Origin of the sequence: Streptomyces sp. NBC_00503, from assembly GCF_036346895.1 — a bacterium.
GTDB lineage: Bacteria > Actinomycetota > Actinomycetes > Streptomycetales > Streptomycetaceae > Streptomyces.
Map to the genome: position 1 here is coordinate 181520 of NZ_CP107856.1, position 26363 is coordinate 207882.

31 protein-coding genes are annotated in these 26363 nt (G+C 71.1%); 18 read left to right on the top strand and 13 right to left on the bottom strand.

The window, feature by feature from the left end; all coding sequences use genetic code 11:
* Positions 1 to 4: 4 nt before the first annotated feature.
* On the bottom strand, positions 5 to 994 hold the full coding sequence (locus OG490_RS38070; protein ID WP_330301320.1) for a helix-turn-helix transcriptional regulator: 990 nt from the start codon (positions 992 to 994) through the stop codon (positions 5 to 7).
* Between the two features lie 272 nt (positions 995 to 1266).
* Between OG490_RS38070 and OG490_RS38075 the strand changes: the two genes are divergently transcribed.
* The 7 genes from OG490_RS38075 (at position 1267) to gatA (ending at position 6401) form a co-directional block, all read left to right on the top strand.
* The gene (locus tag OG490_RS38075; RefSeq protein WP_330301321.1) at positions 1267 to 1566 is read left to right on the top strand and encodes a hypothetical protein; all 300 of its coding nucleotides are present in this window, start codon (positions 1267 to 1269) and stop codon (positions 1564 to 1566) included.
* A gap of 195 nt (positions 1567 to 1761) precedes the next feature.
* On the top strand, positions 1762 to 1926 hold the full coding sequence (locus OG490_RS38080; protein WP_330301322.1) for a hypothetical protein: 165 nt from the start codon (positions 1762 to 1764) through the stop codon (positions 1924 to 1926).
* Between the two features lie 218 nt (positions 1927 to 2144).
* Positions 2145 to 3209 carry a ParB N-terminal domain-containing protein gene (locus OG490_RS38085; protein ID WP_330301323.1) on the top strand — a complete coding sequence of 355 codons (1065 nt, stop codon included), beginning with the start codon at positions 2145 to 2147 and terminating at the stop codon, positions 3207 to 3209.
* A gap of 81 nt (positions 3210 to 3290) precedes the next feature.
* Positions 3291 to 3815 (top strand): nucleoside deaminase, encoded by a 525-nt coding sequence (locus OG490_RS38090; RefSeq protein WP_330301324.1) that lies wholly within the window; start codon positions 3291 to 3293, stop codon positions 3813 to 3815.
* 108 nt (positions 3816 to 3923) lie between these two features.
* Positions 3924 to 4496, top strand: a complete 573-nt coding sequence (locus OG490_RS38095; protein WP_330301325.1) for a nitroreductase family protein — start codon at positions 3924 to 3926, stop codon at positions 4494 to 4496.
* Positions 4497 to 4591: 95 nt separating this feature from the next.
* Entirely contained in the window at positions 4592 to 4888 is a 297-nt protein-coding gene (gatC, locus tag OG490_RS38100) for an Asp-tRNA(Asn)/Glu-tRNA(Gln) amidotransferase subunit GatC (RefSeq protein WP_330301326.1), read from the top strand.
* A gap of 4 nt (positions 4889 to 4892) precedes the next feature.
* Positions 4893 to 6401, top strand: coding sequence for an Asp-tRNA(Asn)/Glu-tRNA(Gln) amidotransferase subunit GatA (gatA, locus tag OG490_RS38105; RefSeq protein WP_330301327.1), 1509 nt, complete (start codon positions 4893 to 4895; stop codon positions 6399 to 6401).
* A gap of 85 nt (positions 6402 to 6486) precedes the next feature.
* Here gatA and OG490_RS38110 read toward each other — a convergent pair whose 3' ends face one another.
* From OG490_RS38110 to OG490_RS38125, 4 genes are all read right to left on the bottom strand, one after another.
* The gene (locus OG490_RS38110; RefSeq protein WP_330301328.1) at positions 6487 to 6660 is read right to left on the bottom strand and encodes a hypothetical protein; all 174 of its coding nucleotides are present in this window, start codon (positions 6658 to 6660) and stop codon (positions 6487 to 6489) included.
* 16 nt (positions 6661 to 6676) lie between these two features.
* Positions 6677 to 7258: a TIGR00730 family Rossman fold protein gene (locus tag OG490_RS38115; protein ID WP_330301329.1), complete on the bottom strand. Its 582-nt coding sequence runs from the start codon at positions 7256 to 7258 to the stop codon at positions 6677 to 6679.
* Positions 7259 to 7317: 59 nt separating this feature from the next.
* On the bottom strand, positions 7318 to 8607 hold the full coding sequence (locus OG490_RS38120; protein WP_330301330.1) for a Zn-dependent hydrolase: 1290 nt from the start codon (positions 8605 to 8607) through the stop codon (positions 7318 to 7320).
* 69 nt (positions 8608 to 8676) lie between these two features.
* Positions 8677 to 8853, bottom strand: coding sequence for a hypothetical protein (locus OG490_RS38125; RefSeq protein WP_330301331.1), 177 nt, complete (start codon positions 8851 to 8853; stop codon positions 8677 to 8679).
* A 40-nt stretch (positions 8854 to 8893) separates the two neighbouring features.
* On the opposite strand from OG490_RS38125, the gene OG490_RS38130 reads away from it, so the two are divergent.
* The 7 genes from OG490_RS38130 (at position 8894) to OG490_RS38160 (ending at position 17376) form a co-directional block, all read left to right on the top strand.
* Positions 8894 to 10843: a S9 family peptidase gene (locus tag OG490_RS38130; protein WP_330301332.1), complete on the top strand. Its 1950-nt coding sequence runs from the start codon at positions 8894 to 8896 to the stop codon at positions 10841 to 10843.
* Positions 10844 to 10949: 106 nt separating this feature from the next.
* Positions 10950 to 12917 carry a carbamoyltransferase C-terminal domain-containing protein gene (locus OG490_RS38135; protein WP_330301333.1) on the top strand — a complete coding sequence of 656 codons (1968 nt, stop codon included), beginning with the start codon at positions 10950 to 10952 and terminating at the stop codon, positions 12915 to 12917.
* Positions 12918 to 13006: 89 nt separating this feature from the next.
* A complete protein-coding gene (locus OG490_RS38140; protein WP_330301334.1) occupies positions 13007 to 13456 on the top strand; it encodes a hypothetical protein in 450 nt (149 codons plus the stop codon).
* Complete coding sequence (locus OG490_RS38145; protein WP_330301335.1) at positions 13426 to 13932, top strand: DinB family protein; 507 nt, start codon at positions 13426 to 13428, stop codon at positions 13930 to 13932. Before OG490_RS38140 ends, OG490_RS38145 begins: the two co-directional genes overlap by 31 nt.
* A gap of 545 nt (positions 13933 to 14477) precedes the next feature.
* Complete coding sequence (locus tag OG490_RS38150) at positions 14478 to 15677, top strand: cupin domain-containing protein (RefSeq protein WP_330301336.1); 1200 nt, start codon at positions 14478 to 14480, stop codon at positions 15675 to 15677.
* Positions 15678 to 15838: 161 nt separating this feature from the next.
* Positions 15839 to 17089, top strand: a complete 1251-nt coding sequence (locus tag OG490_RS38155; RefSeq protein ID WP_330301337.1) for an MFS transporter — start codon at positions 15839 to 15841, stop codon at positions 17087 to 17089.
* A gap of 119 nt (positions 17090 to 17208) precedes the next feature.
* Positions 17209 to 17376 (top strand): hypothetical protein, encoded by a 168-nt coding sequence (locus OG490_RS38160; RefSeq protein ID WP_330301338.1) that lies wholly within the window; start codon positions 17209 to 17211, stop codon positions 17374 to 17376.
* 79 nt (positions 17377 to 17455) lie between these two features.
* On the opposite strand, the gene OG490_RS38165 is transcribed toward OG490_RS38160, so the two are convergent.
* Positions 17456 to 18031, bottom strand: coding sequence for a hypothetical protein (locus OG490_RS38165; RefSeq protein WP_330301339.1), 576 nt, complete (start codon positions 18029 to 18031; stop codon positions 17456 to 17458).
* Positions 18032 to 18156: 125 nt separating this feature from the next.
* Here OG490_RS38165 and OG490_RS38170 point away from each other — a divergent pair, with 125 nt between their 5' ends.
* On the top strand, positions 18157 to 18675 hold the full coding sequence (locus OG490_RS38170) for a PadR family transcriptional regulator (protein WP_330301340.1): 519 nt from the start codon (positions 18157 to 18159) through the stop codon (positions 18673 to 18675).
* 101 nt (positions 18676 to 18776) lie between these two features.
* Here OG490_RS38170 and OG490_RS38175 read toward each other — a convergent pair whose 3' ends face one another.
* Complete coding sequence (locus tag OG490_RS38175; protein WP_330301341.1) at positions 18777 to 19868, bottom strand: alpha/beta fold hydrolase; 1092 nt, start codon at positions 19866 to 19868, stop codon at positions 18777 to 18779.
* Positions 19869 to 19974: 106 nt separating this feature from the next.
* Between OG490_RS38175 and OG490_RS38180 the strand changes: the two genes are divergently transcribed.
* Positions 19975 to 20715, top strand: coding sequence for a TetR/AcrR family transcriptional regulator (locus OG490_RS38180; protein ID WP_330301506.1), 741 nt, complete (start codon positions 19975 to 19977; stop codon positions 20713 to 20715).
* A 143-nt stretch (positions 20716 to 20858) separates the two neighbouring features.
* On the opposite strand, the gene OG490_RS38185 is transcribed toward OG490_RS38180, so the two are convergent.
* On the bottom strand, positions 20859 to 21707 hold the full coding sequence (locus OG490_RS38185) for an SDR family oxidoreductase (RefSeq protein ID WP_330301342.1): 849 nt from the start codon (positions 21705 to 21707) through the stop codon (positions 20859 to 20861).
* Positions 21708 to 21813: 106 nt separating this feature from the next.
* Between OG490_RS38185 and OG490_RS38190 the strand changes: the two genes are divergently transcribed.
* Positions 21814 to 22203, top strand: coding sequence for a winged helix-turn-helix transcriptional regulator (locus tag OG490_RS38190; protein WP_330301343.1), 390 nt, complete (start codon positions 21814 to 21816; stop codon positions 22201 to 22203).
* Here the strand turns inward: OG490_RS38190 and OG490_RS38195 are convergent.
* Together OG490_RS38195 and OG490_RS38200 are read right to left on the bottom strand one after the other, a co-directional pair.
* Positions 22187 to 23452: an MFS transporter gene (locus OG490_RS38195; RefSeq protein ID WP_330301344.1), complete on the bottom strand. Its 1266-nt coding sequence runs from the start codon at positions 23450 to 23452 to the stop codon at positions 22187 to 22189. The two genes, OG490_RS38190 and OG490_RS38195, sit on opposite strands and share 17 nt — an antisense overlap.
* A gap of 91 nt (positions 23453 to 23543) precedes the next feature.
* Positions 23544 to 23756, bottom strand: coding sequence for a hypothetical protein (locus OG490_RS38200; RefSeq protein ID WP_330301345.1), 213 nt, complete (start codon positions 23754 to 23756; stop codon positions 23544 to 23546).
* A 154-nt stretch (positions 23757 to 23910) separates the two neighbouring features.
* On the opposite strand from OG490_RS38200, the gene OG490_RS38205 reads away from it, so the two are divergent.
* The gene (locus OG490_RS38205) at positions 23911 to 24072 is read left to right on the top strand and encodes a carbohydrate-binding protein (RefSeq protein WP_330301346.1); all 162 of its coding nucleotides are present in this window, start codon (positions 23911 to 23913) and stop codon (positions 24070 to 24072) included.
* Positions 24073 to 24118: 46 nt separating this feature from the next.
* On the opposite strand, the gene OG490_RS38210 is transcribed toward OG490_RS38205, so the two are convergent.
* The 3 genes from OG490_RS38210 to OG490_RS38220 are packed head-to-tail and all read right to left on the bottom strand — an operon-like array spanning position 24119 to position 26099.
* A complete protein-coding gene (locus OG490_RS38210; RefSeq protein ID WP_330301347.1) occupies positions 24119 to 24994 on the bottom strand; it encodes a hypothetical protein in 876 nt (291 codons plus the stop codon).
* Positions 24991 to 25878: a sigma-70 family RNA polymerase sigma factor gene (locus tag OG490_RS38215; RefSeq protein ID WP_330301507.1), complete on the bottom strand. Its 888-nt coding sequence runs from the start codon at positions 25876 to 25878 to the stop codon at positions 24991 to 24993. Before OG490_RS38215 ends, OG490_RS38210 begins: the two co-directional genes overlap by 4 nt.
* 2 nt (positions 25879 to 25880) lie before the next feature.
* A complete protein-coding gene (locus OG490_RS38220) occupies positions 25881 to 26099 on the bottom strand; it encodes a hypothetical protein (RefSeq protein WP_330301348.1) in 219 nt (72 codons plus the stop codon).
* Positions 26100 to 26363: the final 264 nt, after the last annotated feature.

Genomic DNA, 26363 nt, shown 5'->3' on the forward strand with positions numbered 1-26363 from the left:
GAGGTCAGCGCTCGGCGGGCAGCAGCCCCTGCTGCACCGCGCGTACCCCCGCCTCGAAGCGGCTGCGGGCCCCGAGACGGTCCATCAGCTCGGCGGCGACCCGGCGCACCGTACGGGAGGAGACGCCGAACTTCTTGGCGATGGCCTCGTCGGTCAGCCCGTTGGCCAGGAACTGGAGCACCTCCGCCTCCTGGCGGGGCAGCCCGCAGGGGTCCGGAGCGGGCTGGCAGCCGAACGGGGTGGCGGCGGCCCAGGTGGTGTCGAACAGGGCGCACAGCGCGGCCACGTTCCCCTCGCTCTCCACGAGGTCGGCGCCGCTGCGGGCATCGGAGAGCCGGGTCGGCAGGATGGCCTGCTTGCGGTCGATGATGATGAGCCGGGTGGGGAGGCTGGGTACGGTGCGCACCTCGCCGCCCATCTCGTGCAGCCACGTCACGTGCTCGACCATCGGCTGGTGGTTGCGGACGCTGTCCAGGTAGATGGTGCGCATCCGGATGCGTCTGCGCAGCAGGTCCGCGTTGGGTTCGCGGCTGGCGGCGAGGTCCTCGGCCCTGTGGGCTCCACCGGGCGCGAAGGTCATGACCTCGGATTCCGCGGCCTGTCCCAGCTGCGCCAGGCGGCGGCGTATCTCGTCGACGCCCGCCAGGTGGTCGGTGGCCGAAGTGGAGACGCCCACGGCCGCGTACTCGGCGATGAGTTCGGCGGCGGCGGCCCGGGACGCCTCGACCCTGGACTGCTCCTCCGCGAGCCGGGCCTGCTGACGGGCCAGCAGCAGCTCCATCGCGAGCCGTGGGGCGACCGGGCAGTAGCCGATGTCGGAGCTGTCGGTGGGCCGGATGAGGGAGAGTTCGCTGAGCCGGGCGAGCGCCCGGCAGATCTCTTCCTCGTCCGTTCCGTGCCGCGCGGCGAGATCCCTTACGCCTTCCTCCGGATTCGCCAGCATCGAGCGGTACACCTTTTCGGAAAGGGAGTCGATCCCCAGACCAACCAGCATGCCCGCCCCCTGATCAGTGCATCCGCATTTCGACAATGGCGTCGGTGTGAGCGGCATCCTAGTGGTCTGAACCGGAGATCCTTCGGTGGAAGTGGACAAACGGAGTTGATGATCTCTTCGGAGGTCCAGGTCACGGCCACGGTCCACCAGCGCCCACGCCGCCGGGGCGTTCCGGTTCGGCGCCGCGGGACCCGGCGCCCGTTGTTGCCATGTCATAAAGAGGACCGGTTGACCACCACCGGCCCGGCCGGGTGCGGGCCGATCATGGGCGCATGTATCTCATCCATGCCCAACTGATGGCCAGGAGCGGGGCGTTCCTTCCCGAGGAGGCCGCTGCCATCGTGCGGGGGTTCGCCCGCGCCGAGGAGCGCGTCGAGTACGTGTCGGCCCACCCGGAGGGCTTCCCTCAACCGGTCCTGGGGCTGTACCTGCTCGGCGGCAGCCGGCGGGAGGCCGAACTGGTGGCGGAGGCGGTGTGCCGGCGGGCGCTGGCGGCCAGTCCCCAGCTCCAGGGCTTCGCCCTGCTGGCGTGCCGGGCCGCCGTCCCGCGGGAGCCCTTCGCGGATTTCTAGCACTTTGGCCAGGCGACCGACTCTGTCCACATTGTGACACTTCCCGTTCAGGACAGGTGGAACCTCTTCCCTGAGGTCCTCGACTTTCGGCAGAGTTCCACTCGTCGAAGCAACCAAATTCGATGGAGTGTGACTAGAGGATCACACCAGGCCAATCGGCCTGTGATCCCCGATCGTTGTCGGAGGGAAGTCCCGTTGTCTGCATTTCGCCGCCTCCTCGTCCTGTCCGTGCTGTGCGTGGGTCCGCTGACGTCCCTGGTTGTCGCCGAGGGAGCCTCTGCCGCACCCGTCCGGGCCGAGGCCGCCGTGGTGCCGTCCAACGCCGGCGAGAACCCTGACGACCTGACCTGGGGCGGCTGACCCGTACGCCCGCACCGCGCACGGCGCCCCAGGAGGCCGTCCGGTCCAGCGTCCCGCCCGTGCAGCGCTTCCCTCCTCCTCCCCCTCCTTCCTTCCTCCCCAATTCTGTTCGGCAATCGGCCGATTACGGGAGAGTTTCTCCGGGTGCCACCAAAAGTAGGGATCCCGGGAATGCATGCGTATTCGTATACGGTTCTGCCCTTCATCGAGGAGCCAGTATGAGAAATCATCAGCAGGATGAGGGGACCGACACCGGAACTGGCAATCCCGACCACCTGATCGCGCTGCGGGACAAGGCCCTGCGGGAATTCCCCGTCGAGTGGGTCCCCATCGAGACCCTGACGGTCTCCTCGACACCCCGCGTGGACGGTGAGGACCTCGCCTACGCCCGCGCCCTGGCCGAATCCGGAGCGGCGCTGCCGCCGATCCTGGTCCACCGGGCCACCATGCAGGTCGTCGACGGCGTGCACCGGCTGCGGGCCGCACGGATCCGGGGAGCCGACTGCGTCGAGGTCCGTTTCTTCGACGGGACCGAGGCGGAGTCCTTCCCCCTCTCGGTGGCCATCAACGTCGCCCAGGGCCGTCCGTTGTCCTCGACCGACCGCACCGTCGCCGTGACCCGCATCCTGGCTTCCCATCCGCACTGGTCCGACCGGGGGGTCGCGGCCATCGTCGGACTGTCGCCGCAGAAGGTCGGGCACATCCGGCGGCGCACGCTGGATCCCGCACGGCAGGCCCCCTCGCGCCTCGGCAGGGACGGCCGGGCCCGGCCGCTCAACTCGGCCCGGGCCCGCACCCTGGCCGGCGAGCTGATCCGCGCCAACCCCGAGGCCTCGCTGCGGCAGATCGGCCAGCAGGCCGGGCTCTCCCCGGCCACCGTGGCCGACGTACGGGCCAGGCTCCAGCGCGGCGAGGACGTGGTGCCGCCGCAGCAGCGGGGGCTGGCCGCCGTGCCGTCGGTCCCGCACAAGAAGACCGCCGAGGCGCCGCCGCGCGGGGCCGACGCCGTGCCCAAGTCCGTCACGCAGCTGCTCGCCCTCTACGACACCCTGCGGCGCGACCCGTCACTGCGGTTCAACGACAGCGGACGCGCGCTCCTGCGCATGCTCGAGGTGTGCGCCCTGGTCGCCCGGGACCGGCAGCGGATCGCCTCCACCGTGCCGCACCACTGCAAGGGCCCGGTGTCGGAGCTCGTGCACGGCTTCGCCGATGTCTGGGCCGGGCTGGCCGAGCAGTTGAAGGGGACGGAGCTGACGGAGCTGCTCGACACCCGGTCGGTGTGATGCCTCCGCCCGTGGCCCGTCGCCCGTCAAGGACGCCCCCCTTTCCGAGAGCCCCCGAAGACCAAGGACCAAGGACCGCAGATGACCCTCATCGACCAATCCCCGATCGTCCAGAGCCCGGCCGAGCAGGGCCCCACCGGCCAGGAACAGGCCTGGATGGAGCAGGCCCTCGACCTGGCGGCCGCCAACGTCGCCGCGGGCGGCGGCCCCTTCGGGGCCGTGGTGGTCCGCGACGGCCTGGTGCTCGGCCGCAGCGGCAACCGCGTCACCGACTCCCACGACCCCACCGCCCACGCGGAGATCATGGCCATCCGGGTGGCCTGCGAGAAGATCCAGGACTTCCGTCTGGACGGAGCCCTGCTGATCAGCTCGTGCGAGCCGTGCCCGATGTGCCTGACCGCCATCCTCTGGGCCCGCGTGGACCGCGTGCTGTTCGCGGCCGACCGGTACGACGCCGCCACCGCGGGCTTCGACGACCTGGAGTTCTACCGGCTGCTGGAACGCCCGCGCTCCACGTGGTCGGTGCCGGTGGCCCGGATCTCGCACGAGAAGGCCCAGCTCCCCTTCGAGGCGTGGTCGGCGTACGCCGACCGGATCGACTACTGAGCCCGACCGCCACCACCGCCATCACCCGTACGGGGCCGCGCCCGCGGACCCCGTAGGACCGACCGGGCTCGTCCACGTGTGCGACGGGCCGCACGAAAGGGCTCCCGCATGGACGTGATGACCGCGATCCTGACCCGGCGCAGCGAGCAGGTGCTGGTCGAGCCCTCCCCCGGTGAGGAGGAGTTCGCCTACCTCCTGCGCGGCGCGGCCGCCTTCCCCGACCACGGGCCGCTCGACCCCTGGCGGTGGATCCTGCTGCGCGGCGAGGACCGTCGGGTACTGGGCGACTGCCTGGCCGGGGACGACGGGCCCGACGGGTCCGGACCCGGGGGGAACGGGCCGGGCGGGGCCGCCGCTCCGCTGCTCGCGGCCCTGGTCCTGGCCCCGCGCGGCGGCCCCCGGCCGCCGGAGTGGGAGCCCGTGTCGGCCGCCGGCGGCATGGTGCACGCGCTGATCCTGCTGCTGCACAGCCGCGGTTACGGCAGCACGTGGCGGATCGGACGCCGGCCGCACAGCCCCGCCACGGCGGCCGCGCTGGGCCTGGGGGCCGGTGAGCGGCTGCTCGGGGGGCTGAGCATCGGCACCCCCGCCGCCGGTGCGCCGCCGCGCAGGGCCCTGGCCGATGTCGCCGCGCAGCTCTCGGTGTTCCGCGCCGCCCCCGCTCCCGCCCCCGCCCGCTGACCACTGGTCCGGACGGTACGGTGGCTTACCAACTCGGCCGCCGCGCAGCGGAGTCGGCAGGGGTCGGCAGTTCGTACACATGTGAAAGGCGCTCGATGCCCGGCATTACCCGTGACGAAGTCACCCATCTCGCCCGGTTGTCCCGGCTGGAGCTCAGCGAAGCGGAGGTGGGGGACTTCACCGGTCAGCTGAACGCCATCGTCGAGGCCGTCGCCCGCGTCTCCGAGGTCGCCGGCCAGGACGTCGCGCCGACCTCCCACCCGCTGCCGCTGACGAACGTCATGCGCGCGGACGAGGTCCGGCCCTCGCTCGCCCCCGAGCAGGCGCTCTCCGGCGCCCCCGCGCAGGAACTGCAGCGGTTCAAGGTGCCCCAGATCCTCGGGGAGGACTGACGACATGAGCGCCGACAACGATCAGAGCATCATCAAGCTGACGGCCGCCGCGACCGCCGAGAAGATCGCCTCCGGCGAGCTGACGGCCGTCGAGGTCACCGAGGCCCACCTGGCCCGCATCGAGGCCGTGGACGAGAAGGTGCACGCGTTCCTGCACGTCGACCGCGAGGGCGCGCTGGCCCAGGCGCGCGCCGTCGACGCCAAGCGCGAGCGCGGCGAGAAGCTGGGCCCGCTGGCCGGCGTCCCCCTCGCCCTCAAGGACGCCTTCACCACCGTCGGGGTTCCGACCACTGCCGGTTCGAAGATCCTGGAGGGCTGGATCCCGCCCTACGACGCCACCCTGACGCGCAAGCTGAAGGAAGCCGACGTCGTCATCCTGGGCAAGACCAACATGGACGAGTTCGCCATGGGGTCCTCCACCGAGAACAGCGCCTACGGGCCCACGTGCAATCCGTGGGACCTCACGAGGGTTCCCGGCGGCTCCGGCGGTGGCTCGGCCGCCGCCCTGGCCGCGTACGAGGCCCCGCTCGCCATCGGCACCGACACCGGCGGCTCCATCCGCCAACCCGCTTCGCTGACCTGCACGGTGGGGGTGAAACCCACGTACGGCGGTGTCTCCCGCTACGGCCTGATCGCGTACTCCTCCTCCCTGGACCAGGGCGGGCCGTGCGCCCGTACAGTGCTGGACACGGCGCTGCTGCACGAGGTGATCGCCGGTCACGACCCGCTGGACTCCACCTCGATCAACGCCCCGGTCCCGCCGGTGGTCGAGGCGGCCCGCAACGGCTCGGTGGCCGGGATGCGCGTCGGTGTGGTCAAGCAGTTCGCCGGTGAGGGCTACCAGGCAGGCGTCGTCCAGCGCTTCAACGAGTCGGTCGAGCTGCTCAAGGAGCTGGGCGCCGAGATCGTCGAGCTGGACTGCCCGTCCTTCGACCTCGCGCTCGCCGCGTACTACCTGATCGCGCCGTCCGAGTGCTCCTCCAACCTCGCCCGCTTCGACGCCATGCGCTACGGCCTGCGCGTCGGCGACGACGGCGTGCGGTCCACGGAGGAGGTCACCGCGCTGACCCGGGAGGCCGGGTTCGGTCCCGAGGTCAAGCGCCGCATCATCCTCGGTACGTACGCGCTCAGCTCCGGCTACTACGACGCGTACTACGGCTCGGCGCAGAAGGTCCGCACGCTCATCACGCAGGACTTCGAGAGGGCGTTCGAGGAGGTGGACGTGATCGTCTCCCCGACCATGCCGACCACCGCATTCCCGATCGGTGAGCGCGTGGACGACCCGCTCGCCATGTACCTGGCCGACCTGTGCACCATCCCGACCAACCTGGCCGGCAACTCCGCCATGTCGCTGCCCTGCGGCCTGGCCCCGGAGGACGGTCTCCCGGTCGGGCTGCAGATCATCGCCCCCGCGATGAAGGACGACCGGCTGTACAAGGTCGGCGCCGCGGTGGAGAAGGCGCTGGAGGAGCGGTGGGGCGGCCCGCTGCTCTCGAAGGGCCCCATGCTCTGAGCTCTGAGCTCTGAGCGGCCATGGGGCGGCCCGCTGACTGCGGGCCGCCCCATCATGGCGCCGGTGGACCTTTCCGGTCACAGCCCTACAGGCCGCGCCAGGCGGGATCGGAGTCCTGGCAGCCGGCCCCGTCGGGCCCCTGTCCGCAGGACCGGTGGGGCTGCCCGGGCTCGTGTCCGACGGGCCGCTCGAAGGTCTCCAGCCGTTCGGCGCGGGAGGCTTCGGACTTGCGGGCGAAGGGCCGGGTGCTGAGGATCACGGTCCGCTCCTCGCGCTCAGGCCGCGACGGCGAGCGGGGCCCGCAGTCGCAGGAGGTCGCAGGCGTGCTGCGGGCAGTCGGTCGCCCGGATGAGCTGCCGCTCGGACGGGGCGAGGAACCCTTCGGCCACCAGGTGGTCGAGCAGGGCGAGGAGCGGGTCGAAGAAGCCCCGGTGGTTGACGAGGACGATGGGCTTGTCGATCATGCCGAGCTGGTTCCAGGTCAGGACCTCCATGACCTCGTCCAGGGTGCCGATGCCGCCGGGGAGCACGGCGAATCCGCTGGAGAGGGCGTACATCAGGGCCTTGCGCTCGTGCATGGTGGCGACGACGTGGATGGTTCCCAGCGGGTCGTCGGCCTGCTCGCGCTCGCGCAGTGCCTGGGGCACCACGCCGGTGATGTCCCCGCCGCCCTCCATGACGCCCTGGGCGACCGCGCCCATCACGCCCACGCCGCCGGCTCCGTAGACGAGTCCCGAGCCGCGGCGGGCCAGTTCGAGGCCGAACTCGCGGGCGAATTCGATGTGGTCGGGGTGGACGCCCGGCCGGGCACCGCAGAACACCGCGATGTTCGGCCCCGTTTCGGCTGTTGATGGCATGTCTGCTCCCTGGGTGGTGGCTGGTTGCTCGGTGGGTGGTGTGTCGTCACCGTGGGTCGTTACTGGGGGGTGTGGCCGAGGGTGCGCAGCACGGTGTGCAGCAGCACGTTGGCGCCGCCGACCAGGTGCTCCGGGTGGGTGTCCTCCTCGGGCACGTGGCTGACCCCGCCGATGCTCGGGACGAAGATCATGGCGATGGGCGCGATGTCCGCGACGACCTGTGCGTCGTGGCCCGCGCCGCTGGGCAGCGGCAGGTGCGACAGGCCCAGTTCCTCGGAGCTGAGGGCGATCGCCGCGCGCAGCGGGGCGTGGGTGGCCACGGGCTCGGAGCGGGTCAGCGCGGTGACGGTGATGCCGGTACCGGTGCGGTCGGCGATCCGCCGCAGGGCGCCCCGCATGGCCTCCTCGGCCGAGCGCAGCCGGACCGGGTCGGTGTCGCGCAGGTCGACGGTGAGGGTGACGGCGCCCGCGATGGTGTTGGGGGTGTTGGGGTAGGCGTCGAGGTGGCCGACGGTGGCCACCCGGCACAGGTCCTGCCCGCCGCTGATGGACTCGGCGGCCACGACCACGAGGGCCGCCGCGACCATGGCGTCGCGCCGTCCCTCCATCGGGGTGGTGCCCGAGTGCCCGGCGCTGCCCTGGATCCGGAGCGTGAGTACGGCCCGTCCGGTGATCGCCTCGACGACGCCGATCTGCGTTCCGGCGCGTTCGAGTACGGGGCCCTGCTCGATGTGCAGTTCGAGGTAGGCGGCGACGGATCCGGGAGACCAGGCCGCGGTGCCCAGGGCGTCGAGGTTGCCGCCGGCTTCCTCCAGGGCCTTGCGCAGGGGGCGGCCGTGGTGGTCGGCGGGCTCGCCCGGGAGCGCGTCCAGCCGTCCGGCCAGGGCCATCGACCCCCAGAAGGGCTGGGGGAACAGGGCGCCCTCCTCGTTGGCGAAGCCCACGGCCACCGGCTCGTACGGGGTCTCGAGCCCTGCCTCGGCGCAGCACTGGAGGACCTCCAGGGCCGCGAGGACGCCGTAGGCCCCGTCGAGGGGACCGCCGTTGACGACGGTGTCGAGGTGGGAGCCCATGAGGACGGCGGTCCGCTGCCCGGCGCTGTCGTCGGGCAGCGGCCGGCGCATGATCACGTTGCCCGCGGCGTCCACGCCGGCGGTCAGTCCGGCCGCGCGGGCCTGGCCGATCAGATAGGTCCGGGCCTCCTGGTCGGCGGGGCCGAAGCCCGGCCGGGTGATCCCTCCGGTGGCGGGGTCGACTCCGATGGACCCCAGTTCGCGGATTCGGCGCAGCAGACGGCCGCCGTCGATCCGCAGCGATGTGGCCGGCGGCGAGATGAGTGTCTCGGTCATGCTCCGCTCCTGTGGGAAATCTTGTCGACGCGGTGTTCCGAAGGGAAAGCGTCACCACGGCGCGATGGTTCAGTCAAGAACTGCCGATTGAATGCGCGGGTGTTCGACCGAGTTTTTCACGCGCTTGAACATTCCCTCGGCAATCCCGATGATCTGGGCTGCGACCTGCTGTTCTGTCAAGCCGTCGACCGCTTGAACAGGCATCGGCGCACCATCGCCGTCCAACTGTATTTCGTCCAACTGCATTTCGTTGACATCGATCCGAATAACTTCATAGTTTTACGGCATGATCCCCTCCGATATCAGCCTTCTTCCTATTCTCGGGCGTCCGACCCTGTCGGGCGACGGCCGTTTCGCCGTCGTATCCGTCTCCCGTGTCGACCTCGACGCCGACGACAGCGTCCACGAGTTGTGGCTGGCGGACACCACCGGACGGAGCCCGGCCCGCCTCCTGACGCAGGGGCCCTACGACGGTGCTCCGGCGTTCTCCCCGGACGGGCGCTGGCTGGCGTTCCTGCGCCCCGCCCCCGGCGGCGCGCAGCTGCACCTGCTGCCCATGGACGGCGGCGGCGGCGGCGAGGCCTTCGTGGTGACGGACCAGCCGCTCGGTGCGGGCCAGCCGGTGTGGAGCCCCGACTCGCAGCGGATCGCCTACGCCGCCCGCGTCCCGCAGGCGGGCCGCTACCGGCGCGGGGTCCCGCCCCAGAAGGAGGCCCCGCGGCGGATCACCAAACTGCGGTACATGGCGGACGGCTTCGGCTACTGGTTCGACCGCCCCCGGCAGGTGTTCGTGACCGACCCGTTCACCGAGGACCGGACCACCGTCCGGATCACCGCCTCGGAGCACGACCACGGCGACATCGCCTGGAGCCCGGACGGGGCCCTGCTGACCTTCGTCGCCGCCCGGCACGACACGCACGGCGACGACCTGCGCAACGACGTGTGGGTGGTCCCCTCCGACGGCACCGGCGAGCTGCGCTCCCTCACCGACGGCGGCCTGACCCTGGGCTGCCCGCGGTTCTCCGCGGACGGCACCGTGGTCTGCTTCGCGGCGGAGCACCTCGACGAGCACAACCAGGGGATCGGCAACAGCAGTTACGGCCTGTGGTCCGCGCCGGTCGACGGATCGGCGCCCCCGCGGCGGCTGACCGACCCGGAGCCGTACCACCTCAGCTACTCCAGCCAGATGATCGCGACGGGCCGCGAGGGCGTGTACTTCGCCAACGACCGCCGCGGCGAGGTCAACCTGATCCTCGTCCCCTACGACGGCGGCGAGCCCACCCCCGTGATCACCGGCGAGCGCCAGGTGAACGGGTTCGCGGTGGCCGAGGGCGAGCACGGCGTCACGATCGCCGCGGTCGTCGCCGACTCCTCCAGCGCCGGCGACCTGATGGTGTGGTCCAACGGCACCGAGCGGATGCTCACTTCCTTCGGCCCGCAACTGGGGGCCACCGGCCGCGTGCTGCCGGCCGAGGAGTTCACGGCCATCACGCCGGACGGCCACCCGCTGCAGGGCTGGATCGTCCGCCCCGAGGGCGAGGGACCGCACCCGGTCATCCTGCAGATCAAGGGCGGGCCCTTCACCCAGTGGGGCTACACCCTCAACGGCCCGGCCTCCTTCGAGGAGGCGCAGGTCTACGCGGGCGCCGGCTACGCGGTGGTGCTCGGCAACCCGCGCGGCGCCGCCGGCTACGGCCAGGCCCACGGCAAGTACATCCTGGACGACCTGCCGCGCCGCACCGCCGACGACCTGCTGACCCTGCTGGGCGCCGCACTCGAGGCCCCCGACCTGGACGGCAGCCGGGTGGGCATGATGGGCGGCTCGTTCGGCGGCTACATGGCGGCCTGGATGGCGGCCCACCACGGCAAGCACTTCAACGCCGCCATCGCCGAACGCGGTTGCTACGCCATCGACAGCCACAGCGCCTCGTCCGACGAGGGCATCATCCTCTCGCTGGCCCTGTACGGGACGGACCCCGAGCGGTGGCGCGACGCCAGCCCCCTGACGCACGCGGACGGGATCGACCTCCCGATGCTGCTGATCCAGTCGGAGGAGGACCGGCACACCCCGATGGAGCAGGCGCAGCGCATGTTCGTGGCGCTCAAGCTGCGCGGGGTCCCCGTCGAAATGCTGGTCTTCCCCGGCGAGACGCACGAGATGTCCCGGACCGGCCTGCCCAGCCACCGGCTGGCCCGCTACGAGGCCGTCCTGGAGTGGTGGGCCCGCCACCTGTGAGTGCGTGACGCCCAGGCCGTCTCTTTCGGATCTTGCCGGGTCCTGTTGCCCGGCTGACGAAGCAACCGCGCAACAGGACCCAGGACCCAGGAATGAGGCATCGGCCATGACCGACCACCCCGTCGAGCACTATCTCTCCACCTACCTGACGCCGCCCGGCGAGCGGTCCGTGCTCTCGCCCCGCCACGACCACAACGTGGCGCTGTGGCGGCGCGGTCCCGGCTCCGTGGAGCTGGTCCGGCACTGGGAACTGGAACGCATCAGCGGCCGCAAGCACCACGCCATGCCGCTGTACACCCCCGAGCGGGCGGAGGCCTTCCTGGCCGGCCTGCTGGCCACCGAGGGGCTGACCCTCGCCGACATCAGCGCCACCTGGGGCACCCCGGGGCTGCCGGGCCACCAGCCGCTGCCGCTGCCGCCCGGCAGCGAGGGTCTGGCGGTCCACACGCTGGCGCACCTGTTCAGCGGTCTGCTGCTGGACAGCCGGATCTTCAAGGAAGAGACCATCATCGGGCTCGCCGTGGACGCGGCGCCCGACCTGATCCTCGAGGACGAGCGCCCCACCGGCTACTACGCGGGCTGCGTCTCGGTGAAGGGGCGGCTGACCTTCGCCGCCGTGGAGTCCCCGGCCCCGCTCTACCTCGCGGCGGACCGGATGTTCGGCAAGGAGCCGGGCACCCTGATGGCCCTGGCCACCGCATCGGTGGCGGAGATCTCCTTCGACGCCGAGGAGGCGGTCGCGGGGATCGAGCTGTTCGGCGGGAAGGTCCTGCCCTGGGCGGCCGCGTTCGGGCTGGTGGAGAAGGTCATAGCCGCCGCCCGGGAGCAGCTGGCGGGCCCCAGCCCCGACGTCCGCTTCAGCGACGAGGACAACCTGCAGAGCGCGGTGATGAAGGTCGTCCAGCGCTGCTGCGATCTGATCATCATGCGCAACGTCGAGCGGCTGTGCGCCCTCGCGGACGTCCGCACCGAGGACTGCTACCTCTCCATGAGCGGCGGGTTCGCCCTCAACTGCCCCACCAACACGGCGACCCTGGACCGGTACGGGTTCCGCGGCCTGCTGGCCCCGCCGTGCGCCAACGACTCCGGCGAAGCCCTGGGCATCGGCCTCCTCGGCCTGCACGCCCTGAACGCCTTCGACGACGCCGACCTGCACATCGCCACCGCGTACTACGGCAACGAACTGCGGGACGTGGACGCCGCGCTGGAGGAGTTCGCCCCCTGGGTCGAGCAGGTCACCGAGTTCTCGCCCGAGCAGTTCGTCGAAGACCTCGCCGACAGCGTGATCGCCTGGGCCGACGGCGCCGCGGAGATGGGCCCCCGGGCGCTCGGACACCGCAGCCTGCTGGGCGACCCGCGCTCCGAGAAGGTCAAGGACCTCCTCAACGAGTACAAGCAGCGCCAGTGGTGGCGCCCCGTCGCACCGATCGTGCTGGCCGAGCACGCGGAGCCCTGGTTCGTGCAGCGCCGCCCCTCCCCCTTCATGCTGGAGGCCGTCGAGGTGCGCGAAGAGGTACGGGCGCGGGTGCCGGCCATCCTCCACCTGGACGGCTCCGCCCGGCACCAGACCCTGACCGCGGAGGCCAACCCGCTGCTGCACCGGGCGATCGAGGCCTTCCACGCCGCGACCGGGGTACCGATCGTGTGCAACACCTCGCTCAACGACCGCGGCGAGCCCGTCGTGGACACCGCCGCGCAGACGCTCACCTTCTGCGTGCGCAAGTCCATCCGCGTCGCCTACCTCGGCGGGCGCCGGGTGCTCCTGCGGACCGAGCCGACGCCGCCGACCGCCGTGCCCCAGGGCCCGCGCCCCCGCGACGACCACTGGTTCACGGGCCAGGAGGCCGACCGCGACGGCTACTGGAACGAGTGGCTGGCCCGCGGCTACACCGAGGGCGGCCTGATGCTGATGACCGGCACCCCGCAACTCCTCGCCGACCGGGAGACCTACACCCCGAACCGGGTCAACCTGCTGGCGGAGCGGGTGGCCGCCGCCGATCCGGGCTTCGCCAAGGGCCTCGCGGACTACCTCGTGGAGCAGGACCTGCCGCGCTCCGGGGACGCCTCTTCCTGAGCCCTTCGCGCCCTCCGGCCGGCCCCGTTCGCACGGGGCCGGCGGGAGGGCTCCCGCCGTTTCACGCGATGCCCCCGAAGGGAGCCCGAATGCAGCACACCGCCGAGTGGGCGGCCGAGTTGGCGCCCCAGCTTGCGACCGACAGCCCCCGCCACCTCATCGCCGCCGCACTGCACGAACTCCTGGTGACCGTGGACCGCGCCACGCCCCTGGGCGAGGCCCAGGTCGCGTCCCTGGAAGCCGCCCACAAACTCCTCGAGGCGGACTCCGCCGCGTACCATCCGTCCGAGACCCGCACCGAGATCCTGCGCGAAGCGCTGGGCTCGGCCCGTGCTGCCGTCTCCGCGGCCGCCACGGCCACCGTGCTGGCCCAGGACATGTGGCGGCACGAGGCCCGCGCAGCCGCGGCCGGCGCTCGCCGACCACCGCACCACGTCCCCGTACCGTCCCCGACCGCGCCGGCCGCGGCTCGCCCCCCGGGCCTGCTCGCGCCGGACAAGGAGAGCCCATGGCCGTCGACCGCGACTTCCCGCCCCTGATCGCCGACGAACGCGAGATGCTGCGCGCCTATCTCGACTACCAGCGCGCCACCCTCGCCATCAAGTGCGAGGGGCTCGCCGACGAGGACCTGCGCCGGCAGTCGGTTCCGCCGTCCACGCTGTCCCTCCTGGGGCTGGTCCGGCACATGGCCGAGGTCGAACGGGCCTGGTTCCGCCGGATCATCGGCGGCGAGGACATTCCGCTGGTCTGGTCGGACCAGGGCGACTTCCAGGTGGCCTACGAGGTCAGTGAGGCCTCCGGGAGCGAGGCGTTCGCCGCCTGGGAGGCCGAGATCGAACGGTCCCGCGCCATCGAGCGGGAGGCCAAGTCCCTGGACGTCACCGCCTATCTGGCCAAGGCGGACAGCCAGGTCTCGCTGCGCCGGGCCATGGTCCACCTGATCGACGAGTACGCACGCCACAACGGCCACGCGGACCTGCTCCGCGAGGCCATCGACGGAACGGTCGGCTTCTGACCCTCCTCCGTCCTTCTCCCTGTCGAATGCCGTCGGCCCCCCGGAACTCCGGGGGGCCGACGGCATTCCTGCGCCCGGAGCCGACCTCCCGGCCCTCTCGCAGAGCTCGTCCAAGCGACTGTTCCACCCGGTTGGACATTTCCCGGACGCCATTTCTGCAGATGAATAGGGCGGACGAATTCAACGTTGTTCAAGCGGTCGCACATTCGTTGACGAAGACCGCTCCACAGGGAAGTATTCACATCACACCGAGCGAGTCGCTCGGGAAAAACAAAAAGGAGAATCACATGTCTGACATCGAGTTCGTCGACACCGCCGCTGACCTGGTTGCCTCGTACTACCTCGGCATTCAGTAAGAATCCCGCATGCGGCGGAGGGAGCTGCTACAGCCCCCTCCGCCGCGGCCGGTACCCGTACAAAAGAATGAACGAACGGCGGTTGCAAAAACCGCCCTGCGGCTGTCAGGACAAACAGCCCCGAAGGGCCACTTCTCCGCCGTCCGCACGACATTCTGCGTCGCCCGTGGGCCAGTAAATGGAGAAGTTATGGAAAGCTATACGTTTGCGGACCTCGTCGGCGACGAGGAATTGTTCTTCGCCGAGTACTGGGACAAGAAGCCCATGCTCCGGAAGAACGCTCTGAAGGGCAACCCCAGCGAGATCCTCTCGGTCGCACGGCTGGACGAGATGGTCAACATGGAGGTCATCCGGCCTCCGTACGTACGGGTCAACCTGAACGGGAACGGCATCCCCGAGAAGGCCTTCACCCAGACGGTCACCGTCCAGGGCACCGAGATCCCCGACTCCGTGATCCCGGAGCGTCTCTACGATCTCTACCGTTCCGGCGCGACCATCGTGTGGAGCTCCCTCAACCACATCGAGCCCAGGCTCCGTTCCTTCTGCGGGCTGATCAGCGACAAGCTGGGGGCGCGCACCGACTGCGTCGCCTTCCTCACGCCCGCCGGCCACCAGGGCTTCAACCCGCACCACGACCCCGTGGACCTGTTCATCGTGCAGACCGAGGGGACCAAGCACTGGCGGCTGTGGAACCCGCAGGGCGAGCGGTCCTCGCAGATCGGCACGTACACCGAGGAGCAGCTCGGCGAGCCGGCCATCGACGTGCTGATGGAGCCCGGCGACGTGCTCTACCTGCCGTACCACACCCCGCACGCGGCGGCCGCCCGCGACCGCACCTCCGTGCACCTGTCCATCATGATGCGACCGCGCAAGTGGGAGGAACTCCTCCACAAGACGGTGGAGTCGCTGACCGAGGGGCCCGAATTCGCTGCCTTCCCCTACATCGGGGACTCACGCGGGGCCTCGGTCGAAGAGGAGTTCCAGGTCAAGCTGGCCGCTCTCGCCACCAAGCTCGGCAACCTGGACGCGTCCACGGAACTCGACCGGCTGCTGGACTCCGGCCGCCGGCTCGAGCCCGGCCGCCCGCCGCGCCACCGCCCCGAGGACACCTTCGCCCACTCGGCCTCGCTCGATGTGCTGGGGCCCGAGGCGAAGCTGCGCCGCACCGGGATACCGCTGGAGTTCGGTGCCAGCGACAACGGCCGTACCCAGCTCGTCTGCAAGGGCCGCACCATCGCGGTGCCGTCCGCGGTCGCCGAGGTCCTCGCCGGCCTGGAGGAGGGCGCGTCGGTCGACGCCGCCACCCTCTTCCCCGACCTGCCGGTCGAACGGTCCGTCAAGAACGCCCAGGGATTCGCCCGTCTGGGCGTCCTGGAAGTCGCGGCCTGAGGCCCGTCCGGCCGGCCCGTACGCGGGCCGGCCGGACACCCTTTCCCCACCGGCGCACCGGCCGGACCGGGAGCGGGATGTCGAACTCCCGCCCCGCACACCGTGCGGGGCTTTTTCGGTTCGGTGGCATCGCAGCCGCCCTACATCAGGAGCTGGTCCGCATGGCCGTCAGCGTCTCCCCACCCCTGCAGGCGGACGCGACCCCCGCCCGCGCCTCCGCGTGGCGGGAGGTCCGTCTCCTTGCCGGAATGCGGTCGCTGTCGGTCGCCGGCGACATCATGGCCGCCACCGCCCTGACGCTCCTGGCGCAGAAGAACGGCGCCGGCGGCTGGGGCGTGATGGCCCTGCTCCTGGCGGCCACGCTGCCGCCCGTCTTCCTCGCGCCCATCACCGGGAAGTTCGCGGACCGCGTCGACAGCAAGAAGATCATCGTGGTCGTGGCCTCCCTGCAGGCCCTGGTCTGCCTGGCGATGCTGACGACCACCTCGATCCCGCTGCTCGTCGCCCTGTGCGGGCTGCTGGCCGCGGGCGTCTCCTTCACCCACCCCGTCTTCGGCGGGCTGCCCAGCGCGATGGTCTCTCCCGAGGAGGTGCCGCGGGCGTCCGCGATCTCCCAGACCACGACCATGGCCGGCATGCTCTTCGCGCCGGCCGCGGCGGGCTTCCTCAGCAGCCGCTCCGGCACCACGCTGCCGCTGGTGCTGGACGCGTTCTCCTTCGTCCTCGTGGCCCTCGGCGGGCTGGCCATCTCCACCCGCCTGCACAAGAAGGCGGCGCCCGCCTCCCCCGCTTCCCCGGCCGCGCCCGCGCAGCCCGAGGCCGCTCCCTACCGCGTCTGGTCCGACCCGTTCCTGCGCTCGGTCCTGGTCCTCAGCGGCATCGTGATGGCCTGCGCCTGCATCATCAACGTGCTGATCGTCTTCTACGTCCGCAGCACCTTCGGCGCCTCCGAGCAGGTCTACGGCATCATCATGACCACCTGGGCCGCGGGCATGGTCCCCGGCGCACTGCTGGCCCGCAAGGTCAAGAACCTCAGCCACGAGGCCATCCTGATCGGCTCCTTCGTGTGCATCGCGATCGCCATCCTCGGTGCCGGCCTCGCCCCGGGCGTCTGGTGGATCGCCCCCTTCTACCTCCTGGGCGGCATCGGCAACGGAGCCCAGGCCACCGTCACCCACATCGTCTTCAACCTCCGCGCCCCGCAGAGCCACCGCGGCCGCGCCTTCGCCGCCCTGGGCGCCGTCTCCAACACCGGTCCGGGCCTGGGCTTCCTCCTCGGCGGCCTGCTCGTCAGCGCCTTCGAACCGCGCTACGGGTTCCTCGCCGCCGGGGGCCTGATCGCCATCGCGCTCCTGACCACGGCCCGCACCCTGATCCGTTCCGCCGCCAAGCCCGTCGCGGCCACCGCCTGACCCGGCCGCACCCCAGTGCTCCCGGCCGAGCCGTGACCCTCTTCCGGCTCGGCCGGAGACAAACCCGCCCCGACAGGTCCTGTGTGCCAACTCGCCACCGCACTCGAAGGATTCGGTCCATGTCTGAGACCCACCAGCCCGCCTCGCTCCTGTACGGCCTCCCCGGCACCTCCTCCCAGCCGAAGCCGGCCCAGGCCGACGACCTCGGCCTGCGCCCCGAGTGGTTCCCGTTGTGCTGGGTCCTCCCCGGCCTCGACCGCCCCTCCACCCACCACCCGCTCATCTGACCCCCGGACACCACGAGGAGGCCGGCGCCCTGACGGGGCGCCGGCCTCCTCGCGCGTCGGGCCCGTACGGGCCGCGGCGTCACACGGACTGGAGGGCGCTGGGGGTCTGCCGGGCCCGGTAGCCCTTCATGAAGACGAACATCCGCTGGACGGCCACGATCGGGACGATCCAGTTGCAGACCACGTCCAGGGCCGTGTTGTGCGGGGCGAGCGACGCGAGGAGGTGGGCGAGGGTCATCAGGGCGAAGACCCCGCCCCAGGCCGCGGAGAAGAGGCGGTTGGTCTTCTTGAAGGCCGGCGAGGACCAGACGATGCGGGGGGCCTCCTCACGGGCGTACTGCTCCGTGAAGGGCAGGAAGGGGAGGGTCAGGAAGATCAGCGCGGCCAGGGCGCCGGTGGCGACGGTCCGGCCGTGGTCCGTGACGAAGGCCTGCGCCCCCGGGCCGCCCGTGAAGGCGAGGGCGGAGAGCGCGGCGAAGGTCGCGATGCCCATGGCGTCCAGCAGCTTGGGGCGGCGGGCGAGGAGCGAGGGGACCGCGGCGGCCAGGGCCACCAGGGCGGCGAGTGCGGCCGACCACTGGGCGGCGACACCGTTGCCGGCGGCCAGGGTGAAGACGATCCAGGGAGCCAGGCTCAGGAGGGGGTTCGACTTCATGGTCGTGGTCCGTCTCTTCTCGGCGGGCGGGCCGTTTCCGGCCTCGCTTCACATTCCTATGTTGACAGGTCGAATGTAGAAGCTCCCATTGTGACCTGTCAAGAGTGGAAGGTAGGGTGGGTGTCATGAGCCTTCGCCACGCACTCCTCGGCCTGCTGGCCGACCGCCCGTCCAGCGGCTACGACCTGATGAAGCTTTTCGACACCACGCTCGCCAGCGTCTGGAAGGCGACACAGAGCCAGGTCTACGGGGAACTCACGCGGATGACCGACGCCGGGCTGGTCGAGGTCGCCGCCGAGGGCCCCCGGGGGCGCAAGGAGTACGCCCTCCTCCCCGACGGCCGGGCCGAGTTGCAGCGCTGGCTGACCACGCCCGCACAGCCCCAGCCGCTGCGCAGCGAGTGGATGCTGCGGGTGTTCTTCCTCGGGTTCCTGCCCGCGGAGCAGGCGCGCGAGCAGCTGGAGGGGATGGCCGAGGCGGAGGCGCGGCAGATCGTGGAGCTGGAGGCCCTGCTCGCCTCGCGCGACTGGACGGGGGATCCGCTGTCGGTCTCCGGGCGGCTGGTGCTGGAGTACGGACTGCGCGGCAGCGCGATGAAGCAGGAGTGGGCGCGGTGGGCCCTCGGGGAGCTGCCGGCGTCCTGAGTGGCTGCGTCAGTGACAACCGGCTCCAGTGGTGGGCCCAGCTCTGACTCCGCTGGGGGTGTCCAGTCGGACGGCGAGGCATCGGCCGGCCACGCACGGGGTCAGATGCCCGCTGTACCTGTCGGCTCTCCGGCGACCACGGGCCGGACGCGGGTCAGCAGGAGTTCCAGGAACCGCTCCGGCCGCCGGAACGCCGCGAAGTGGCTGCAGTCCTCGATCAGCGCGAAGTCCTTGACCGGCGCCTGGACGTCGTCGAAGAAGCGGCGGGCGAGCTCCGGCGGCGCGAGGACGTCCTTGTCTCCCTGGAAGATGAAGAAGGGAAGCTCGAACTTCGTGCCCTCGGCCCAGTCGTCGAACCCGGTGGTGGCCTCAGTGATCTGCTCCGAGATGGTCATGCCCTTGACGAACCGCCCCAGCTCGCGCAGCGAGTGCAGCGGCGAGAACCACAGGGACCCCATGACGACCTTCTTCATCGTGTCCAGCGTCAGCGGGTCGCTGGTGGCCAACAGCTTGGCGTGCATGGCGCGCTGGCGGGCGGTCCACTGCCGTTCGTCGGGGTCGAGCGCCTCGACTGCCGCCAGTTCCTTGCGCTTTCCGGTCGCACGCAGCCGGGTGAGCAGGGCCTGGCGCGTGGAGTCGTCACGGCCGGCGTCGTGGATGTTCTGGTCGGTGCCGATGTATGCGCAGTAGCGTTCGGGGAACTCTCGGGCGAGCCGCAGGCCGAAGGCGCTTCCGTAGGAGTGTCCGAGCAGGACGATCTTTTCGGCGCCCAGGCGCACGCGTATGTGGTCGGTGACCTCGATCGCGTCCGCGTAGATCCGGTCGAAGGTCATTTCCCCCTGGCCTTGCGGACCGCTGCGGCCGAGGGTCTTGAGGGCGCCGCGCATGTCCCAGCGGACGATCGTGAAGTGCTTCTCCCAGGATCTCGTGCGTGGTCCGAAGATCGCGGTCGAGGCTCCGGGGCCGCCGTGCAGTTCCAGAACCACCGGGTTGGCCAGATCCTCGCCACGGACCGAAATCCACTGGTCGATGCCGCCGATGCTGACGAAGCCCTGCTCGTCGATGCCGTTCGGAGTGTCGATCTTCATCAGCGAGGCGTTACGGGAACGCTTGATGGCGCGGTGGCCAAGGGCGCCGACCGCGGGTGCGGCGAGGAGGACAGCTGCGGACGTGGCGGCGATGGTGGCGATCACGATGACTCCCTGAGGCAGAACTGTATATGCCGTAAGCGGTTGGCTATACGATATAAACAGTTAGAGTGAGGTGTCAACGGGGGCAGCAGAGGAGGCGAAGGTGGCCATGAAGAAGGTCGGGAAGCAGGCCGGCGTGAAGGAGAGCTTCGCGCTGCTGTGGGGTGAGCAGGAGCCGCCGAGCCGGGGCCCGAAGCCCTCGCTCACCGCGGGCCAGATCGCAGAGGCGGCCATCGAGATCGCCGACGCGGAGGGCCTGAAGGCGGTCTCGCTTGCGCGGGTGGCCAAGGAATTCGACGTCACCGCGATGGCGCTCTACCGGTACGTTCCCGGTAAGACGGAGCTCCTCGACCTGATGGTCGACCTTGCGATCGGCCCCCCGACCCCGGTCGCCGGCCTCCCCGGCGGCTGGCGCCCGCAGCTGACCGAGTGGGCCCGGCAGTGCCTGGCGACGTACCACCGCCACCCGTGGATCCTGGCAGCGACCGGCATGCGTCGTCAGATCATGGGCCCTCATCAACTCGGCTGGCTGGACGCAGCCTTGGCCGCGCTGGCCGCGACGGGGCTGTCGGCCGCCCAGCAACACGACACGTTCCTGCTGCTCGTCGGCCATGTTCGCAATGTCGCCCATCAGTACGTCGATGACGACGAGGCGGCGAACGAGGAGTGGGCCCACCTGACGGCCAAGGTCCTGGAGCGAGACAAAGAGCGCTTTCCCGCGCTGACGGCGGTGGTCGCGGCAGGCGGCTTCGCCCCGCAAGGCGGGGATCCGTTGGACTTCGGCCTGGAACGCATCCTTGACGGGGTAGCGGACCTGATCCCCAGTGACCCGGTTCGGGACTGCCAGTAGTCAAGAACTCACCGACCGAGCGATCATGCACCCTCCCGCTCCGCGCTCCCCGACACGGCAAGGTGGCGTCAGAACTCGCCTTCCGACTGGAGTCACTTGGTGTCTACAAAGCCATCTGAGGGCCCCGCCCCCTGCCCCGCCCCCTACGTGAAGGCGGGGAGGTTGCGCCGGGCCCAGGCGGCGAAGGGGGCGGCCGGGCGGCCGAGGACCTTCTCCACGTCCGGGCCGACCCGCTGCTCGGCCGGGAGCGGCAGGCCCAGGACGTCCAGGGTGCCGTGGACCACGTCCTGCGGCATGAACTGCGACAGGTGCGCGGCGGCGGCCTCCCGGGTCAGTTCGATGAAGGCGACCTCCTCGCCGAGGACCCCGGCGAGGGCCGCGGCCTGCTCGCGCGGGGTGATCGCGGCCGGGCCGGTCAGTTCGTAGGTCTGCCCAAAGTGGCCCTCCTCGCGGAGCGCGACGGCGGCGACGGCCGCGATGTCCGCCGGGTCGACGACGGGGAGAGCGACATCGCCGAAGGGGGCGAGGACGGTGCGGTCCGAGCGGACCGACTCGGCCCAGGCGAAGGCGTTGGAGGCGAATCCGCCCGGGCGCAGGATCGTGTGGTCCAGTCCCGACCCGCGCACGGCCGCCTCGAACTCCCGGAGGCGGCTGTGGGAGGCGTTGCCGGCGGGGCGGGTACCCGCGAGCTGGGAGGAGACCAGGACGACCCGTCCGACGCCGGCCGCCACGGCCGCGTCCAGCAGCACGTTCGCGCTCTCGCCGGGTCCGTTGAGTTCGCCCGCCAGCAGGATGAAGAAGGCGTCGGCGCCCTCGAGAACCGGCGCCATGCTCGCGAAATCGGCGAGGTCCGCCTGGGCGCGGCGGACGCCGTCCGCAAGCCCGGAGGCCTGGGGACGCCGTGAAACGGCCACCACGTCCTCGCCCGCTTCCGCGAGTGCGGCGACCAGCGGGCGGCCGATGTTCCCGGTGGCTCCGGTGACGACGATCATGGGAAAGCTCCTCGGTTCCGACGGCGCCCTCGGCCGCGATGTCGGCGAAGCTAACATCCTCAAGACAGTAGGTACCTAGAGGAAAGTGACTTCCCGGAGGGTCGGCATGAACAGCAGTACCGCCCGTGTGACGTCCGAACAGGCCTGCCCCATCGCCCCGGTGCTCGACATCGTCTTCAGCCGGTGGACGACGCCGATCCTGTGGACGCTGAACGAGTACGGGGTCCAGCGCTTCGTGCAGCTGCACCGCAATGTCGGCACGATCACCGCGAAGGTGCTGACGCAGCGTCTGCGGCAGCTGGAGCGCGACGGTCTGGTGGTGCGCACGTACCACCCCGAGATTCCTCCCCGGGTGGAGTACGAGATCAGCGAGCTCGGGCGCAGCCTGGCTCCGCTCTTCGCCCACCTCGCGGACTGGTCGGCGGACAACCTGCCCCGGGTGGAGCGTGCGCGGCAGGAGTTCGACGGCGCGGGCGGGCCTACCGTCGGCCACTGACAGGTGCCGGGGCCGCGGTGTCCGGGGCCGTGGAACGGGAACCTCGCCGCAGCCGCGGCGCCAGCAGGACCACGAGGGCCGCGGTCAGCGACGCCGTCCCGCCCGCCCACAGGCCCGAGCGGGCTCCGTGGCGGGCCATCAGCCAGCCGACGAGCAGGGCGCCCAGCGGAGTGAGGCCTTGCAGGATCAGGGCGTAGAGCGCCATCACCCGGCCCCGGAACCGGGGGTCCGAGCCGAGCTGGATCCGGTGGTTGACGGCTTGGGCGAAGTACATGGTGGCGAAGCCGGTCAGGCAGAGCAGGACGGCCGCCGAGAGGTAGCCGGGAGCGAACCCCACGGCGGTCTCCAGCACCCCGAACGCCAGCGCCGAGCCGGTGACGGTCCGGGCGGCGGGCCGGCCGCGCCGGGCGGTGGTGGCGAACGCGGCGAACAGCGAGCCGGCCGCGAAGGCGGTGGTGAGCAGGCCGAAGGCGGTCGCGTCCGTGTGGAAGACGGTTTTGGCGAGCAGCGGCAGCGTCAGCTGGAAGTTGAATCCGAGCAGCCCGATCACCGCCAGCAGGGCCAGCGGGACCACCAGGTCGGGCCGGGTGCGTACGTACCGCAGTCCGTCCAGGACCCCGGAGGCGCGGCCGGCGGGCTCGGCGCGGACCATGTCACCCGGGCGCATCATCCGCAGGCCCGCCACGGCGGCGAGGTAGCTCGCGGCGTTGAGGAGCATGACCGGTCCGGTGCCGGCGGCGGAAATGAGCAGGCCGGACACGGCCGGGCCCGCCACGCGCGCGGCGCTGAAGTAGGCCGCGCTCAGCGCCGAGGCGTTGGGCAGCAGGTCCGGTCCCACCAGTTCGGCCACGAAGGCCATCCGGGCGGGCACTTCGAAGGCGTTGACGGTGCCCAGGCCGACCGCGAACAGGTACAGGTGCCACAGCCGCACGTCCCCCGCCAGGACCAGTACGGCCAGGCCCAGGGCCAGGGCCCCGGAGGCCAGGTTGGCGACGGTGAGCAGCAGTCTCTTGTCGTAGCGGTCCGCGAGCCGGCCGCCGTAGAGGGTGAGCAGCAGCACCGGCGTGAACTGCAGCGCGGTCAGCGTGCCGAGGGCGGTGGCGGAGTCCCCGGTCATGTCCAGGACCAGCCAGTCCTGGGACACGACCATCATCCAGGTCCCCGCCACGGACACCACCTGCCCGGCCGCGAACAGCCGGAAGTTGCGTACGGCGAGCGAGCGGAAAGGGCTGGCCTGCGTCTTGTCCATGAGGGTGTCGTACGCCACGCCTCGCGTGGTCCGACTGATTGGCGGTCCGTGTCGCCTGTCGGACCGGCCCTCCGGACCTGACCGCTGTCCGCTACGGCCGGAACCGCTGCTGCTGCGGCGTGGAGCCGTGCATCGAGGCCGCGTTGTAGGTGCTGCGGTCCTCGCGCGCCTGCGCCGTATGGGCCGACTCGATCAGCAGGCCCTCCACGTTCTCCGTACGCCGTTTCCCCCGGCGCAGGACGACCTTCACCATCCAGGCCGCCGCCAGCACCATCACACCCAGCAGCACACCGATCTCGATCACAGCACCCTCCCCCGTTGCAGCCGAGGTATGAAGCTACCTCGATCGATCTCCAGGACAAAGGGATACCACGGACTCGGAGCGGGCCCCAGGGCTCCGACGTGCGAGGATTCGGGTGGGATCGGCAGTGAGCCGGCCCGATGAAAGGTGCCGCGACATGGCAGCAGGGTTTTCGGAATGGAAAGTCAACCGGGAGTATTCGGCGAATGACCGGGTCTCCTATCAGGGAAAGCAGTACCGCTGCCTGGTGGCGCACAAGTCGAATTCCGCGTCGAACCCGAAGACGACCGTGAAGGTGTGGCAGCGGTACTCCGTCTGACCGGCGGGCGCACGCCCCGGAGAGGCCGGCGGCCCGGTCCCGCGGCTCAGCGCGTGGCCGTCCCTCCCAGGCACCGGTGGATCCCTCTCACCTCCATGACGGGGGCCGGGGCGAACCCGTGCTCCTCTCCCCCCACGGGGTTCAGCAGCATCTGGATGCGTTCCGCGAAGTCCTGTCCGGGCATGGGCAGGTCCATGTCGGGATCGCGCAGATAGCCGGTGGCGACCGCCGAGGGCATGAAGTCCATCAGCTCCATCACCGCGGCCGATCTGGGCCGGGGCATCTGCCGGGCGAGCCGGTGCAGGACGCGCAGGATCATGGTGGTGGAAGCGCTGGTGATCCGCTCGGCGGCCGCCGTGTCGGCTTCCGGCCGGTCCTCGGGTTCCCGCTGGACGTCATCGGTCTGGCGGTGCCACCACCGGGCGGCCTCTTCCTCCCCGAGGGACAGGTGGTGGAGGTAGAGGCAGTAGGCGGCCGTGGCCTGGCCCGCGCCGGCGGCGTACTGCCACCAGAAGCGGGCACCGTCCTCGGCCTGGGTCAGCTGCAGCACGCAGGCCAGTACGAGCGCGCTGCGGGGCTCGGGGACCTGTTCGGTGACGAACCCGGTGACGATGACGGCCGGGGTGTGGGTGACCAGCGTCTCGCACAGGGCCCGGAGGTTCTCGGCCGCGGCGCCGGCCGAGGTCCGTGCGTTCTGCCGGGTCTGCGCGGTCCGCGAGGCCTGCCGGAGCCGGGCCTCGCGCGGGAGGGCGGACATGTTCTCGGACGCGGGCCCGGACGTGGATCCGGGCGCGGGCTCGGACGTGGACTCGGAGGGCTCGCACTCGGGCGCCGGGACGGTGCGGGGCAGGACGACGTCCCTGGGCACGGCACGGTCGCGGACCAGCAACGCCCGTGCCAGGATCGCTTCGACGGCTGTCATTCGATGGGGCCTTCGCTCTCGGGCGGCGGGAAGATGACGCGGACGGCATGGCGTTCGTCGGATCGGACCGTGGGCGGCGGAACACCGAGCAGGGCGGCGGCTTCCTCCTCGGTGTTGCCGCACAGGTGGCGCAGCACCATGACGTCCAGGAGGTTGTCGGGCAGCCGGCTGATGGCCCGGAACAGCTCCAGGCTTTCGGCCATCTGCTCGGTGAGCTCGGCCGGGCTCTTCAGGCTCTGCATCACGACGGTGTCGAAGACGGCGGATCCCAGCTCGGGCCGGCCGTCCAGGTGCGGGGTCTTGGCCATGACGGTGGCGCGCAGGATGTTCCACGCGTAGCGGCGTATGTCGGGGCTGGCCAGCGCGCTGTTCCAGGAGAGCCACAGGATGTCGAAGGTGTCCTCCACGGCCGCGTCGCGCGCACCGTCGTCGAGGAACGCCTGCGCGTAGAGGCGGTAGTCGCCCTCGACGGTCCGGCGGAAGGGTTCGTGTTCCACGGGGGGACGCGGATGCGGAGTGGCCAGGACGGACTTGGCGCTGGAGCGCTCGACCCACTCACCGGTCTTGCGCGCGTCCAGGGCCGCCTGCCGCCACAACCGGTACAGGGGCGAGGCGGGCATGTTCAGCTCGATGGCCAGGCGGTGGACGATCTCCCACCGCGGGTACAGGCCCAGGCCCCTGAGCAGCTCGGACAGCTTGGACTTGGCCATCAGGACACGGGAACCGAGCTCGTTGAGGGTGAGGCCGCTGGCCAGGTAGCTGTCGCGGGTCTGCTCCAGCCAGGCCCGGTGGGAGCTGCCGACGGTGTCCGCGATCGGGCCGAGCTTGCGGCCGGGGCGGACAGGAGCCGGCTGAGGGGCCGGGACCTGCGATTCGAAGGGCATGGTCACGGGGCTTTGTCCTCCCCGTCGGGCACCGATGCCACGCGGTGCCCGGAGGCGGCGGCGGTTCGCGAGCGCGCGGCCTGGACGATCTGCTGGACGGTCAGTCCCAGGGCCGGTGCGAGGGTGGCGATCGCGGCGGTCTGGCCCATTGCGGTCATCGCCACGCTCCACCCCAGCACCATCAGCAGCGCGACGATGAACACGATGTACTTCTTTGGCATTGGTCGTCCTCGACATCATTGGGAGTCGGCCGATTGCCCGTCCGGCCATCCGGGGACCTGCGGCGGGATTCCCCCAACACCCGGGTGCCGACCGGTTGTTGGGGAGGGCTCAGCATGGACTGCCGTCCCGCCGAAATGCCACGTGATCATGGATTCGCGGAACAATGCCGGTCACGGAGTGTCGTGGGAATGAACACGGATGACCGTTCCGGTGCTGGTCGAGGGCACAAGGTCGCCTGTCCCGGTGAAGTTCCCGGTTTTCCT

What these genes read in the sequence shown, in the direction of transcription:
- OG490_RS38210 (WP_330301347.1), bottom strand. Translation starts at nt 24,994, where the DNA reads ATGACAGCCGTCGAAGCGATCCTGGCACGGGCGTTGCTGGTCCGCGAC.
- OG490_RS38215 (WP_330301507.1), bottom strand. Translation starts at nt 25,878, where the DNA reads ATGCCCTTCGAATCGCAGGTCCCGGCCCCTCAGCCGGCTCCTGTCCGC.
- OG490_RS38160 (WP_330301338.1), top strand. Translation starts at nt 17,209, where the DNA reads ATGTCTGAGACCCACCAGCCCGCCTCGCTCCTGTACGGCCTCCCCGGC.
- OG490_RS38150 (WP_330301336.1), top strand. Translation starts at nt 14,478, where the DNA reads ATGGAAAGCTATACGTTTGCGGACCTCGTCGGCGACGAGGAATTGTTC.
- OG490_RS38140 (WP_330301334.1), top strand. Translation starts at nt 13,007, where the DNA reads ATGCAGCACACCGCCGAGTGGGCGGCCGAGTTGGCGCCCCAGCTTGCG.
- OG490_RS38220 (WP_330301348.1), bottom strand. Translation starts at nt 26,099, where the DNA reads ATGCCAAAGAAGTACATCGTGTTCATCGTCGCGCTGCTGATGGTGCTG.
- OG490_RS38165 (WP_330301339.1), bottom strand. Translation starts at nt 18,031, where the DNA reads ATGAAGTCGAACCCCCTCCTGAGCCTGGCTCCCTGGATCGTCTTCACC.
- OG490_RS38185 (WP_330301342.1), bottom strand. Translation starts at nt 21,707, where the DNA reads ATGATCGTCGTCACCGGAGCCACCGGGAACATCGGCCGCCCGCTGGTC.
- OG490_RS38095 (WP_330301325.1), top strand. Translation starts at nt 3,924, where the DNA reads ATGGACGTGATGACCGCGATCCTGACCCGGCGCAGCGAGCAGGTGCTG.
- OG490_RS38070 (WP_330301320.1), bottom strand. Translation starts at nt 994, where the DNA reads ATGCTGGTTGGTCTGGGGATCGACTCCCTTTCCGAAAAGGTGTACCGC.
- OG490_RS38135 (WP_330301333.1), top strand. Translation starts at nt 10,950, where the DNA reads ATGACCGACCACCCCGTCGAGCACTATCTCTCCACCTACCTGACGCCG.
- OG490_RS38155 (WP_330301337.1), top strand. Translation starts at nt 15,839, where the DNA reads ATGGCCGTCAGCGTCTCCCCACCCCTGCAGGCGGACGCGACCCCCGCC.
- OG490_RS38205 (WP_330301346.1), top strand. Translation starts at nt 23,911, where the DNA reads ATGGCAGCAGGGTTTTCGGAATGGAAAGTCAACCGGGAGTATTCGGCG.
- gatA (WP_330301327.1), top strand. Translation starts at nt 4,893, where the DNA reads ATGAGCGCCGACAACGATCAGAGCATCATCAAGCTGACGGCCGCCGCG.
- OG490_RS38130 (WP_330301332.1), top strand. Translation starts at nt 8,894, where the DNA reads ATGATCCCCTCCGATATCAGCCTTCTTCCTATTCTCGGGCGTCCGACC.
- OG490_RS38190 (WP_330301343.1), top strand. Translation starts at nt 21,814, where the DNA reads ATGAACAGCAGTACCGCCCGTGTGACGTCCGAACAGGCCTGCCCCATC.
- gatC (WP_330301326.1), top strand. Translation starts at nt 4,592, where the DNA reads ATGCCCGGCATTACCCGTGACGAAGTCACCCATCTCGCCCGGTTGTCC.
- OG490_RS38170 (WP_330301340.1), top strand. Translation starts at nt 18,157, where the DNA reads ATGAGCCTTCGCCACGCACTCCTCGGCCTGCTGGCCGACCGCCCGTCC.
- OG490_RS38120 (WP_330301330.1), bottom strand. Translation starts at nt 8,607, where the DNA reads ATGACCGAGACACTCATCTCGCCGCCGGCCACATCGCTGCGGATCGAC.
- OG490_RS38195 (WP_330301344.1), bottom strand. Translation starts at nt 23,452, where the DNA reads ATGGACAAGACGCAGGCCAGCCCTTTCCGCTCGCTCGCCGTACGCAAC.
- OG490_RS38090 (WP_330301324.1), top strand. Translation starts at nt 3,291, where the DNA reads ATGACCCTCATCGACCAATCCCCGATCGTCCAGAGCCCGGCCGAGCAG.
- OG490_RS38115 (WP_330301329.1), bottom strand. Translation starts at nt 7,258, where the DNA reads ATGCCATCAACAGCCGAAACGGGGCCGAACATCGCGGTGTTCTGCGGT.
- OG490_RS38125 (WP_330301331.1), bottom strand. Translation starts at nt 8,853, where the DNA reads ATGCAGTTGGACGAAATACAGTTGGACGGCGATGGTGCGCCGATGCCT.
- OG490_RS38085 (WP_330301323.1), top strand. Translation starts at nt 2,145, where the DNA reads ATGAGAAATCATCAGCAGGATGAGGGGACCGACACCGGAACTGGCAAT.
- OG490_RS38075 (WP_330301321.1), top strand. Translation starts at nt 1,267, where the DNA reads ATGTATCTCATCCATGCCCAACTGATGGCCAGGAGCGGGGCGTTCCTT.
- OG490_RS38145 (WP_330301335.1), top strand. Translation starts at nt 13,426, where the DNA reads ATGGCCGTCGACCGCGACTTCCCGCCCCTGATCGCCGACGAACGCGAG.
- OG490_RS38180 (WP_330301506.1), top strand. Translation starts at nt 19,975, where the DNA reads ATGAAGAAGGTCGGGAAGCAGGCCGGCGTGAAGGAGAGCTTCGCGCTG.